General features: G+C 70.0%; 8 protein-coding genes and 1 pseudogene. 5 read left to right on the top strand and 4 right to left on the bottom strand.

Features of this window, described 5'->3' with window-relative positions:
- From ACOJSN_RS09765 to ACOJSN_RS09750, 4 genes and pseudogenes are all read left to right on the top strand, one after another.
- Nucleotides 1-965: pseudogene (locus ACOJSN_RS09765) on the top strand (hypothetical protein); the annotation flags it as partial.
- A gap of 188 nt (nt 966-1,153) precedes the next feature.
- Nucleotides 1,154-3,403: a family 78 glycoside hydrolase catalytic domain gene (locus tag ACOJSN_RS09760; protein WP_420112301.1), complete on the top strand. Its 2,250-nt coding sequence runs from the start codon at nt 1,154-1,156 to the stop codon at nt 3,401-3,403.
- Nucleotides 3,400-4,389 carry a hypothetical protein gene (locus tag ACOJSN_RS09755; protein ID WP_420112300.1) on the top strand — a complete coding sequence of 330 codons (990 nt, stop codon included), beginning with the start codon at nt 3,400-3,402 and terminating at the stop codon, nt 4,387-4,389. Before ACOJSN_RS09760 ends, ACOJSN_RS09755 begins: the two co-directional genes overlap by 4 nt.
- Nucleotides 4,390-4,508: 119 nt before the next feature.
- Nucleotides 4,509-4,946 (top strand): hypothetical protein, encoded by a 438-nt coding sequence (locus ACOJSN_RS09750; protein ID WP_420112299.1) that lies wholly within the window; start codon nt 4,509-4,511, stop codon nt 4,944-4,946.
- Here ACOJSN_RS09750 and ACOJSN_RS09745 read toward each other — a convergent pair.
- The 4 genes from ACOJSN_RS09745 to ACOJSN_RS09730 all read right to left on the bottom strand — a co-directional run bounded on the left by ACOJSN_RS09745 (nt 4,890) and on the right by ACOJSN_RS09730 (nt 11,568).
- Nucleotides 4,890-6,938, bottom strand: a complete 2,049-nt coding sequence (locus tag ACOJSN_RS09745) for a beta-galactosidase (RefSeq protein ID WP_420112298.1) — start codon at nt 6,936-6,938, stop codon at nt 4,890-4,892. The genes ACOJSN_RS09750 and ACOJSN_RS09745 overlap by 57 nt on opposite strands.
- A complete protein-coding gene (locus ACOJSN_RS09740) occupies nt 6,935-9,811 on the bottom strand; it encodes a glycoside hydrolase family 2 TIM barrel-domain containing protein (protein ID WP_420112297.1) in 2,877 nt (958 codons plus the stop codon). Before ACOJSN_RS09740 ends, ACOJSN_RS09745 begins: the two co-directional genes overlap by 4 nt.
- 165 nt (nt 9,812-9,976) lie before the next feature.
- The gene (locus ACOJSN_RS09735) at nt 9,977-10,912 is read right to left on the bottom strand and encodes a hypothetical protein (protein WP_420112296.1); all 936 of its coding nucleotides are present in this window, start codon (nt 10,910-10,912) and stop codon (nt 9,977-9,979) included.
- Nucleotides 10,909-11,568 (bottom strand): hypothetical protein, encoded by a 660-nt coding sequence (locus tag ACOJSN_RS09730; RefSeq protein ID WP_420112295.1) that lies wholly within the window; start codon nt 11,566-11,568, stop codon nt 10,909-10,911. The genes ACOJSN_RS09735 and ACOJSN_RS09730 overlap by 4 nt, the downstream gene beginning before the upstream one ends.
- A 91-nt stretch (nt 11,569-11,659) precedes the next feature.
- Between ACOJSN_RS09730 and ACOJSN_RS09725 the strand changes: the two genes are divergently transcribed.
- Nucleotides 11,660-12,463: VIT1/CCC1 transporter family protein (locus ACOJSN_RS09725; protein ID WP_420112294.1), on the top strand; the 804-nt coding region annotated here is incomplete at its 3' end.

Below are 12,463 nucleotides of genomic sequence, written 5' to 3'. Positions count from 1 at the left end.
TCCCGGTGTGGGGGCGGCCGGAGCACCTGGAGCGCAGCCTCGGCTGGTACCGCGAGATCCTGCCCGTCGCGCGGCGGACCGCGGCCGAGCAGGGGTTCGCGGGCGCGCGGTGGCCCAAGCACGTCGGGCCCGAGGGGGTCGAGAGCCCGAACGACATCGGCCCGCTGCTGCTGTGGCAGCAGCCGCACGTGATCAGCTACGCCGAGACGATCCGGACGGGCGCGGCAGACCCGGCTGTGGTGCGGGCCCGGTACCGCGACCTCGTGGACGAGACAGCCGAGTTCCTCACCTCGTTCGCGCTCGCGGGCGCGGATGGCGCGTTCCACCTGCCGCCGCCGCTGATGCCCGCGCAGGAGGTGTACGGGTCGCGCGAGACCTGGGATCCGCTGTTCGAGGTCACGTACGTGAGGTGGGCGCTGCAGACCGCGCTCGCGTGGCGCCGCGCCGATGGTCGTGAGGAGCCTGCCGAGTGGGCAGCGGTGGCGGGCGGGTTGCGGCCCGTGGTCAGCGAGGACGGTCACTACGACGCCGTGCAGAACCCGCCCCGCACGATGTATCGGGACCACCCGTCGATGCTGGGCGCGCTCGGTGTGGTCCCCGAGGTGGGCGGGCTCGACCACGGCGCGATGCTGCGCACCCTCGAACGCGCCTGCGAGCAGTGGGACTGGCGTAGCGCATGGGGCTGGGACTTCCCGATGATCGCGATGTGCGCCACCCGGCTCGGGCGGGCTGACATCGCTCTCGATGCGCTGCTGCGCGGTGAGGCGAAGAACACCTACCTCGCGAACGGGCACAACCAGCAGGTACCCCACCGGATGCCGCTGTACCTGCCTGGAAACGGCGGGCTGCTGATGGCCGCCGCTCTGCTCTTCGCGGGATGGGTCGACGGCGACGGGTCGCCACAACGCGTCGAGTTGCCTGCCGGGTGGGTCGCCGAGGCGGAGGGGTTCCCGGCGCGGCCGTGAGGCGGGTGCGCCCGCGCGGCGCCTCATCCAAGTGGAACGAACTCGACGCTCGATGCAGCGATCGGGTGGGTGCAACCGGTTGTCGCGCCATCGAGCGTCAAGTTCGTTCCACTTGGGCGGGCGCGGGTGCGGCGGTCCGCGGCAAGCGGGTGCGGCCACCACGGTGAACAAACGTTATTCTTGGTGAGATGTCCGCTGATGCTCTGGCCGACCACGGCGACTGGGTCACCCACCCCGCCTGGATCGCTGCCGACCCACCGTGGGAGCAGCCGACGCTGCGCACTGTGTGGCGGTTGGACGTGGTGCCGCTGCGGGCGACTCTGCACGTGCTCGCACTCGGCGCGTGGCACGCCACGATCGGCGGGGAGGCGGTGAGCGACGATGTCCTCGAACCCGGCGTGAGCACGTTCGCCACTCGGGTCGCGGCACGCTCGTACGACGTGACGCCGCTGCTGCACGCCGGGGACAACGAGCTGGTGCTCCAGCTCGGCGAGGGGCCCGCCCACGTGCGCAAGGTGGAGGGCCGCTACACGAAGTTCACCGGGGGTGACCTCGGGCCGCGGGCCCGCGTGGTGCTGGAGATCGAGGATGAGCACGGCGGGCAGGTGCTCGCTTCCGACGAGAGCTGGCAAGCGCGGCTCGGTCCCACCACGCTCGCGCATTGGTACGGCGGTGAGGACTATGACGCCAGGCTCGAACCGGCGGGCTGGCTCAGTGCCGACGGGGCGAGCGCCGAGGGATGGGAGCCGGTCGCCGTGCTTGGGGGGCCACGGGAGGGTCCGCAGCCGTGGGCCCGGCGGGCTCCGGCGGCACGCGTACAGGAGGTGCTCGAGCCGGTCGATATCGTCCGGCATGAGCACTCGTTCGTGGCGGTGTTCGCGCGCAACATGGCGGCGATCCCTCAGCTGCACGTCGCCGGGATGGAACCGGGCGCAACGCTGCGCATCCGCCCTGCCGAGTACCTCGACGAGCAGCAGCATGCGGACCAGTGCTCCACCGGCTCGCCGATCCACGACTCCTTCACCAGCGCCGGCGTTGACACCTCGTGGCAGCCACGCTTCGGCTACCACGGCTTCCAGTACCTGGAGATCGAGCAGCTCGATGCTGCCGGTGCCCCCGTGACGCCGAACCCCGAGCGGATCCGCGTGCAGGCGCTGCGTGTGATGGCCGATGACCGCCCCACCGGCACCCTTCACCTTGGCGACCCGGTACTGCACGGGATCGACACGCTCATCACTCATGCCGCGCAGTCGAATCTGATGACCGTGCCGACCGACTGCCCGCACCGCGAGAAGCTCGGCTGGCTCGAACAACTGCATCTGGTGTTCGAGCCGGTGGCGTTCCGGTGGGATGTGCGCGACCACTGGCACGACATGGTCACGCACATGATCGACGCGCAGACGGCAGAGGGTCTGATCCCCGACATCGCACCCGAGCTGGTGGTGTTCGACTGGGACTGGGAGACCGGCTTCCGCGATGACGTCAACTGGGGTGGCGCGATCTGGCACATTCCCGCGCTGCTCTGGCGCCACTACGGCACGCTCGAGCCGGCGCACGATGCCTGGGATGCGGGCCTGCGCTACCTCGACTACCTCGACGAGAAGGCAGGCGACGGACTGCTCAGCACCGGCCTGGGGGATTGGATCGCCCTCGATGAGTCCACACCGCGGCCACTGGTCGCGGCGTGGGGTCACGCCCGGGCGTTGGACAGTGCCGCCACGGTGGCGCGCGCACTCGGGCGCACCGAGCACGTGCAGCGCCTGCAGGATCGCGCGCTGCAGGTGCGCTCGCAGCTGGCCTTCAGTTACGCCGACCAACTCGAGACCGGCTCACAGGCCACACCTGCGTTACTAGCCGATGCGGGTGTGCTGGATGCCCGACATCGCGATCGCGCCGTGCAGCGACTGCTGACGCTGCTGCGCGAGGGCCAGAACCAGCTCACCGTCGGGGAGATCGGCCTGCCCGCAGCGCTCCGCACGCTCGCGGCTGCGGAGGAGCACGAGCAGATCTACCGGTTCGTTACCCAGACCGCCGGCCCCGGCTACGGGCAGATGCTCGCCGATGGCGCCACCGCGCTCATCGAGCACTGGACCGGAATGCGCAGCCGCAAGTCTGCGAACCACTTCATGCTCGGCGCTGTGGGCACCTGGTTCCTGGAGTCGATCGCGGGCTTCAAGCAGGCGCCCGACGGCGTCGCCTGGGATCGTGCCGTGGTCTCGCCCCGACCGCTCGCGAGCGTGCCGACGGCGTCGCTCACCTTTGACAGCCCGGCCGGTGCGTACGAGGTGGGCTGGGTCGCCGACGAGGTCGGTTTGCAGGTGCGCCTCGCTGTTCCCGCCGCGGGAGAGGTCTGGTTCACGCCGCCTCCGGGCTTCGTGGGCCGCTCGACACGGCTGGGCACCGGCAGCTACGACCTCAACCTCAGGAGGATTCCGTGACCGATCTCGCGCAGCGGTTCGGAACGCCGCACAAGAACTCCGAGCTCGTGCTGGAGCCGACCTTCCGTGCGGGCGACTTCAACTCCCACGGCGTCGACTGCCCGTCCGTCTTCCATCATGAAGGCCGCCTAGGCATGACGTTCGTGGGCTGGGATGGCATCGGCTACCAGAGTGGGCTCACGTGGTTCGACGGCCAGAGCTGGTCCGAACCCGAGCTGATCTTCCCGCGCGTGCCGGACTCCCCACACCGCCGCTACAACGCGGCGCTGACCTCGATCGCACGCGAGGTGGACCTCCGAGGATCGGGCGAGCTGGTCGCCGTCGACGGTTGGTACTACGGCACGTATCACGCCTACCCGGGTGCGGGGTATGAGTCGGGTCCGGGTGTGATCGGGATCGTCCGCAGCCGTGACCTGCGCGATTGGGAGGAGCATGGTGCGCTGCTGCTGCCCGAGGATGGCGCCGCGTGGGAGCGGGGCGGCCTGTACAAGTCGTGGCTGATGTATCACGAGGGCCAGTTCTGGCTGTTCTACAACGCCAAGGATGAGCGCGAGCGCGGCTGGCAGGAGCAGACCGGGCTCGCCCGCTCCACCGACCTGCAGAGTTGGGAGCGGGTCAGTGACGAGCCGTTGGTGCGCAACGGTGAGACCGGGGCGATCGATGACCGTTTCGCCTCCGACCCCTGCGTGCTGCGTGACGGCGACCTCTGGGTCATGTACTACTTCGGCCTCTGCAGCGACGGCCGCGCTCGTGAGACTTTCGCCACCTCCACCGATCTACTCACCTGGGAGCGGTCCGAGCAGGTATTGATCGACGTCGGCCCCGAAGGCAGCATCGACTCCGCCTACGCCCACAAGCCCGCCGTCATCACCCACCAGGGGCGGCTCGAGCACTACTACTGCGCCGTCTCGCTGCTGCCCGAGCCGGTCATGATCGGCGACTACCGCCAGCGCGAGCGGAGGGGGATCGCGGTCGCCCGGAGCTGATCGTGCTCACGACGACGGGGTTCAGCCTGCGTCGACGGACCCGGTCAGACTGACGAGCAGAACGACCGCGAACACGATCGGCAGCAGGCTGAAGATGAGCACGACCGCGAGGGGGCATCGTGAGTGAGAGGCAGATTCCGAACGGTTCCGGTGGCGGGGTCCACTGGGTGGTGCACGCGCTCCTTGGCGTTGCTTTGGGCGGTGCCTATGTGCTTGTCAGCGGCATTCTCGGGATCCAGGCTGAGGCCGCTCGTGGAGGTACGTCGGTCACGCTCGGGAACCGGATCACCGACATCACGGAGCCCGGGACGCCGGTTCCGCAGCTCGCCGCTGCGGCGATCCTCGGTGTGGGCGTCTGGCTTCTCGTGACGACACGGCTTCGTCGCGCCGCACGCATCGCCACCGTGCTGGGCTTCGCGCTGGCCTCGCTCGCGCTGATCGCCTGGGCTGTGGCTGCCGCGCCGCGCAGCGGTGCGGTGGGGGTCGGCGGCGACCGGTGCTCAGAACGACTCCCAGAGCAACCGGACGTCCCAGGCGCCCAGTTCCAGCTGAGGTGACCGGGCGCGGTCGGCGTCCACCTGGCCGTCCGGCCACGCGATGGCGACTGGGTCGCTGGACCAGTTGAAGTAGAAGTGCGCGCGCTCGGCCTCGCCGGTGGCCGAAGTGTGGGTGACCGAGGGCGCAGGGCTCGTGAAGGGCCGCAGCTCGCTTCGCTCCGCGACCTGGCGTAGGAGGTCGACGGCGGCGCGATCGTCGGGCACGAAACCCACCGTGGTCACGTGGCCGGGTCCGGCGGTGGCACTGGTCGCTGCTGCGAAATCCTTCAACTCGGGGTGATCGAATCGGGCGAGCACCTCGGCGCCATCGGGTTCGAGAAGGTCGGCCCAGCCGTGCGCGGATCCCAGGACATCGCCGGCGGGCGTCGAGACAGCGACCGGCTCGCGCAGCGTCGTGAACTCCTGGTACCCGGCTCGAGCGAGATCGGAGAGCAGACCGGGCTGCCGGGAACGTCGCGACACGGCCCACTCGTCGGCGTACCCGGTGCGAGGGCCGAGAACCAGATGACCACCCAGGGCGACATACTCGCGCAAGGTGGCCAGCACGCCGTCGGGCGCTGAATACAGCCCCGGCACCACCAGCACCGGGTACGTCTCGGCGAGCTCGGCGCCCGAGGGGAGCGCCCGATCGTGCAGCACGTGCGCCTGCATTCCGGCGTCGAAGGCGCCCTTGTAGAAGGCCTCGAAGATCCGCTGATAGCTGCGCGAGTGGTTTCCCGGAGCCTCGTCAGGGAACGTCGACTCGAAGGCGAGCGCGTACTTCGACGGCGTCGAGAACACGAACGCGAGGTCGGCATCGGGGCTGGTGGCAGCGACCCGATCGCCGAGGTGCTTGATCTCCGCACCCAGCTCGGCGATGTTCCGGTACACGCGGCCCGGCTGCTGGTCATGGGGGAGCACGCCCACCCAGTGGGTCTCGGTGCCGTAGTGGTTCGTGTGCCAGTGCCAGTACTCGATCAGGCGAGCACCGCGGGAGATCTGCGCCCACGCCGCCTGCCGCCATTGTCCGTCCCAGCCGGGCTCGCTCACGTTGGCGAAGTTGATGGCACCGGCGTTGGTCTCGGTGACCAGGAAGGGCGAGCGCTTCGAGGAGAACATCCGGTCCGCCTGCAGGAACACGCTCCAGGTGCCATCGGTCATCCAGGACTGCGGCCGCGTGGGGGCCGGGTGGGCCAAGCCATCCTGCATCCGGTAGTACGCGTTGCCGGAGGCGATGTCGAGCTCGGCGCCCATACGGAGGTCATCTGCAGCCACGCGGTCATACGCGATGCAGGTGGTCAGCCACTGGTCCTCGCGCGCCAGCTCGCGCACGATGCCAGCTTGCCAGCCGATGAACTCGCCGACCACCTCGGCCTGGAACCGCCGCCATGCGAGGTCGTACTGGGGCTGGGCGTTGCCATCGGGCAGCCAGAGGTCGTCCCAGTCGCTGAGGCGGTGCGACCAGTAGGTGAGCCCCCAGCGGTTGTTGATGTCCTCGATGCCGGCGAACGTGGAGGCCAGCCACTCCTTGAAGCCGGTGAACACGGCCTCGTTGTGAAGGATCAGCACGCCGGGCTCGTTATCGAGCTGATAGCCGACGACGGCAGGATGGCTCGCGAACTCGGTCACCATCATGCGGATCACCCGTTCCGCATACGTGCGGAAGATCGGGCTGGTGATGTCGATCTCCTGGCGGGCACCCCAGGGGCGCCGCACGCCGCTCCTGGTCTCGGCCGCGATCTCAGGGTGGGCGCGGGCGAGCCACGGTGGTGCCGCGTAGGTGGGGGTGCCGAGGATGACCTCGATGCCGTGTGCGTGAGCGGCGTCGAGAACCTCACGCATCCATGCGGTCTCGAAGCGGCCGTCTTCCGGCTCCCACGTGCTCCACGTCGACTCGCCCACGCGGATCACGCTGAAGCCTGCCTGCTGCATCAGCCGCATGTCCTGCTCGAGCCGCGGGCTCGGCTGGTACTCGTGGTAGTAGGCAGCTCCGAAGCCGATGGGGGTCTTCAACTGGTACTCCTGTCGGTCAGTGAGAGCTGCAGGTGCAGCTCGGCAGGTCGGGGATGGAGCCGGTGTTGCGGCAGCACGCCGGGGCCGCAGGCTGCCGTGCCGATTCCGTGCACGGCCGCATTCAGCGAGAGCACCAGCCGATCGGTGTGGGGCAGCTCGTCCGGGTGCGCTGCGGTGTCGAGCTCGCGGTCGTTCCACGGGCGCAGCGAGAACGAGAACGGCTCACCGGCAATCTGCAGCGTGTGCTCGCCGTGCTCGATCCACAGCGCTCGCACGTCGCTGCGCACGCCGTTGTCCTGCGGGCGCAGGTAGTGCTCCTGAAGCTCGGCCACCGTGCCATCGAACCAGCCCAGTCGCATCCCCGCTCCCGTGTCCGGATACGCGTGCCCGAAGCCGCGACCGAACCACCGCAGCTGGGTACCCGGACCGAGCCCCGGTAGCTCGAAGTCCAGGCCGAGGCGTGCCACGGTCGCCGCGACCGGCCATGGGCCGAACGGCACGAACGCGGCATCCAGGTGCAGCACCCCGTCACGCTGCACCGCGCGGGTGGTCTCGGTGAAACCGACATCGCGGCCGGCGAAGCCCCACCGGCGCACGATCCGAGTGGCGGATCCCTCCTGCTCCCACGACACCGTGCGACCGCCGGGTGCGTGCAGGTTCAGCTCCGCCCAGCCTGCGGAGTCCGAGATGCTCCCCAGCTCCACCTGGCGGACCGCCCGATCGTTGTCGGTCGGCGCCCGCCATGCACCGAAGGTCGGGCCCTGCAGGTGTACCTCCGCAGCCGCGATGTGCGAGCTGCCGATCGCCCACTCTCGGGCCAGCGGCTCGCGTAGCGAGGGAGAGCCCAACTGCTGGTCGACAACCGCGATCTCGTGGCCGGCTTCCGCCCAGGCCGTGGCCTGCGCGAGGCGAGCCGAGATGACCACCAAGGCTGCGCCGTCGGGCACATCGAGCGGAACGCTCGTGTGCTCACCCGGCGCGACCACAGGCACGGCGAGAGGGGTCTGCGTGAGGTTCCCGTCGCCGTCGAACCACTGCGCCACGAAGTCCAAACCCGAGGTGTCGCTGACGTCGAACCGGTTGGACACGCGCAGCACGCCCGCCTGCAACTGCAGATCAAGCGGCGCGTAGACCGCCTTCAGATCCAGCAGGCCGGGGCGCGGGGTGCGGTCCGGGGCGAGCAGGCCGTCGGCCACGAAGTTGCTGCTGTGCACGGGCTCACCGAAGTCACCGCCGTACGCGTACCGCCGGCCGCCGCCGGGAGCCGTGGTCGCCAAGCCGTGCTCGATCCACTCCCAGATGAAGCCACCCTGCAACCGCGGGTAGGTGCGGAACAGCTCCTCGTACTCGCGCAACCCACCCGGCCCCGTGCCCATCGCATGCGCGTACTCCACGAGAATGAACGGCTTGTTCGCGAGCGCCGCAGCCTCCGCGATCGTGCGGGTTCCGCTCGCGGTCTCGGTTGCCCCGCTCGCGGTGCCGGCAGCGCCGTCGAACCGGCCGATCCGCTCGAGCACGTCCACAGGCGTGTACATCAAGCTCATCACATCGGAGTGCTCGAAGGTCCAGTCGCGCTCGTAGTGGATCGGGCGGGTGCCGTCGAGGTCGAGGGCCGCATCCCGCATGTGCTCGATATTGCGGCCTGGTCCGCTCTCGTTCCCCAGGGACCACATGATCACGCTCGGGTGGTTGCGGTCGCGTGCCACCATCCGCTGCATCCGGTCGATCAGCGCCTCGCGATAGCTCGGGTCGTCGGTCACGTTGGCGCGGTAGCCCACCTCCACGAAGCCGTGGCTCTCGAAGTCCGCTTCGTCGATGACCCACAGGCCGAGCTCGTCGGCGAGATCCAGGAGACCGGGCAGGGGCGGGTAGTGCGCGGTGCGGACCGCGTTGACGTTGTGCTGCTTCATCAGCAGCAGGTCGGTGCGGACCTCCTCGAGCGTGACCGCACGGCCGCGCTCGGGGTGATGATCGTGCCGGTTCACGCCGCGGAAGCGCAGCGGGGTTCCGTTCACGCGCAGCTGCGCGTCCACGATGTCGACCGTGCGGAAGCCGATCCGAAACTCTGTGCGCTCGCCGGCGGTCCGCACCGTGAGCGTGTACAGGTGCGGATCCTCGGCCGACCAGGGGAGCACGTGCGCAATCGTGGTCGGCTCGCCGGAGCGGATGGCGGGGTGGTCCCCTTCGAGCGTGATCTGCGGAGCCGGGTCATCGGAGTCCACGTCGACCGTGAGTGTGCCGGCGCCGGTGGTGTGGTCGTAATCGGCGCGGATGCGGACGTCCTCGATCCCGTTCTCGGGGCGCAGCAGGATCGCGATCGGCCGGAAGATCCCCGACAGCCACCACATGTCCTGGTCCTCCAGGTAGCTGGCGGCACTCCACTGCACCACGCGCACGCGCAGGTCGTTCGCACCAGGGCGGGCGTGCGCGGTCAGGTCGAACTCGTGCGTGTTGCGGCTGCCCTTGGTCTCGCCCACCCAGGCCCCGTTGAACCAGATCGCTGCCGCGTTGTCCACGCCGTCCAACCGCAGCAGCACGCGCAGCCCGGCGAGGTCCTCCGGCAGCTCGACGTCGCGCTGATAGTCGCCCGCCGGGTTCACATCCGGCACGTGCGGCGGGTCCACCGGGAACGGGAAGGTCACGTTCGTGTATGCCGGGCTGCCGTACCCCTGCAGTTGCCACATGCCCGGCACCGTGATCGTGTCCGGACCGACCTCGGGCAGCTCCGGGGCGCGGTCGGCGCGCGGGTGGTAGCTGAACTTCCACCGGCCGGCGAGGTCGAGTTCCGCCGCGTCTGTGTGGAACCGGGCGCGCGGGCGAGCCGCGCCGCGCCCCGGCGCGGTCCTCGTGATCAGTTCATCGGTCCGGGACATCGTCGACATCGTGAGCGCATCTCCAGGTGAGCAAACGTTTTACCGCAGCGTATCGCAATGGGTGAGGTCGGCGGTGCTCGGTCCGGGGTTTCCGCGCCGTTGTACGAAGTCGCGCGTGGGCGGAGCGAGCGGGCGACGGCGGAGTGTGGGGAAGCGAGGGGGCGCTCAGTCGCGGAGCGCCTCGACCAAGGCGTCGACGGTGAGCTGGCGGTAGCTCACGCCGGCGTCGTCGGAGTGGTGGCGGTCGAAGTAGTCCCGCGCCCCCATGTGCTTCATCGGGCCGATCGTGCGCAGCGTGATCCGACCTGCTTGTTTCGCCTTGTGCCAGTCGGACAGTGGCGCGGTGGGCCAGCGCCCGGGGAACACGAGAGGCCCCAGCATGTGGGTGCGGTCCCGTGCGCCGTAGAAGTGCCACACGTGCTCCACCCGCTGCAAGGACGGGTCGTCGCTGAGCACGCCGCCGATCGAGATCACCGAGACCGGAACCCCGAGCGCGGCCAGGTACCAGCAGCATCCCAGGGCGATCTGCCCGCCGCCGCTGTAGCCGATCACCGTGACAGGTGGGCGTTCCTCCCAGTCGTACCCGTGCCGGGTCAGTGACTCGGTGATCTCCTGCGCGACGGCGAGGTTGTACGTCGGCCCGTAGCGAGGGTCGGCCGAGACGAGTACCCGCAAGGCGTTGCGCAGGTTGATGAGGTACGAGGGCGCCCTCGCCACCGGGATCCGCTGGAGCCGCGCCAGGGTGGACCAGAACCACTTCGTGGCCCGTTGCGTGAGGCCGCGATTGTCCACGGCGTAGGGAAACACGTCGGCGGCGATCGCCACGTCGGGCAGGCGTTCGGCCACAGCGTCGAGCACCGCCTTCTCGCGCCGCGAGCCGCGGGCGCCGTCCACGGTCCCGATCCCCGAGAGGTACGCCACGAACCGGCGAGGTTGAGGACGAAGGGGAGTCACGCCGTCGGGCTCGGCCTCGGCGCGGGTGAGGTCTCCGAGCACGTCGTCATCGGTGCGGCGGGTCCACCAGCGCATCGACTCGAGCGGGGCGAGGAAGGCGAAGGCGAGCAGCACGGCCACGGCGGCCGCGATCAGCATCCCGATCATCGGTGCCGCTCCTGCCGCTCGAGGGGCACGAACGTGGCGCTCGTGAGGATGTCCTTGCCGGTGAGCAGACTCGTGTGCCCGGTCGCGAGCGTCCACGCGCGAGATCCGATGGCGGCCAGCGGTCGGGTGAGCAGCCGCGACAACAGGGCGCTGAGGAACCAGCCGCCGAGGCCGATCGCCAGGGCAGCCACGCGGCCCACGCCCAGCACCGGGGAGAGCAGCGACACCAGGCAGAGCACGCTCCACAGCTCGAGCAGCAGGCCGATCCCGATGCCGAGGTGGGGGATGAAGACCAGGAAGCTGAGCACCAGCGGGGCGAGCGCGAACAGGTAGGTGATGGCGATCAGCTCGCCGTCGATACCGCCGCGCGTGACGGCCCACGCGGCGAGAGCGATCGCCGCGGCCGAGAGCATGCGCAGCAGCGCCATCGCCACGGCACCCAGGGCGATCCCCGCCACCATCCGCAACCCACTCACGCGGTTGATCACGAAGACCACCACGTTGCCCAGCATGATCGAGAGCCCGGCGAGCACGGCCACCCCGATCGCAGGCGCCCAGACGGCCTCGTGCGGGTGGGTGAGTCGTGCGGGCGCGCGGAACGCCCACACGTCGCCCACGGCGGCGAGCACGGCTGAGAGCCACTCGAGCACCTGCATCACGCACATCCTTGCGTGTTCGGGCGGCATTGCGGCCACGCGGCGGCAGGTGCGTGTCTGCACGGACGGGTCCAAGTGCCAGACTGGCGGCGTGAGCGCCCCCACCCCGAGCCGCAGCGACATCCAGAAGTGGCGGCGGTATCTCGCGGAGGAGCGGGCGGAGGCGGCCGTGTACCGGGAGCTCGCTGACCGCAAGGACGGCGAGGAGCGGGCGATCTTGCACGAGCTCGCGGAAGCGGAGCGGCGCCACGCCGAGCACTGGGAGCAGCTGCTCGGCCCGAAGGTGGGACTGCCGCTGCGGCCCTCGATCCGCTCGCGCACGCTCACCTGGCTCGCCGGCCGGTTCGGTTCGGTGTTCGTGCTCGCGCTCGCCCAGCGCGCTGAGTCGCGTTCCGCCTACGCGACCGATGCCCACGCCACCCCTGCCATGGCCGCCGACGAGCAGATTCACGAGGAGGTCGTCCGCTCGCTCGCTCAGCGTGGTCGCGCCCGGATCTCCGGGACGTTCCGGGCCGCCGTCTTCGGCATGAACGACGGCCTGGTCTCCAACCTCGCGCTCGTGCTCGGCATCGGCGCTGCGGGAACGAGCCGGGCCACGATCCTGCTCACCGGTCTGGCCGGGTTGCTCGCCGGCGCCCTCTCGATGGGGGCCGGCGAGTACGTGTCGGTGCGCTCGCAGCGTGAGCTTCTCGCAGCGTCCACCCCGAGCCCCAAGACCCACGACGTGCTCGGCGACCTCGACGTCGACGCCAACGAGCTCGCCCTCGTCTACCGCGCCCGCGGCATGACGCCGGAGGAGGCCGCCGCGCGTGCGGAGGAGCGGCTGGCAGAGGCGCTCCGTGGGGCCGAGCCCGAACGTCATGAGTCGCCCGACCACGAGGAGATCGGATCGGCG

Origin of the sequence: Pseudactinotalea sp. (assembly GCF_048594945.1) — a bacterium.
Taxonomy (GTDB): Bacteria; Actinomycetota; Actinomycetes; order Actinomycetales; family Beutenbergiaceae; genus Pseudactinotalea.
This window is presented reverse-complemented; position numbering and strand designations above follow the sequence as displayed.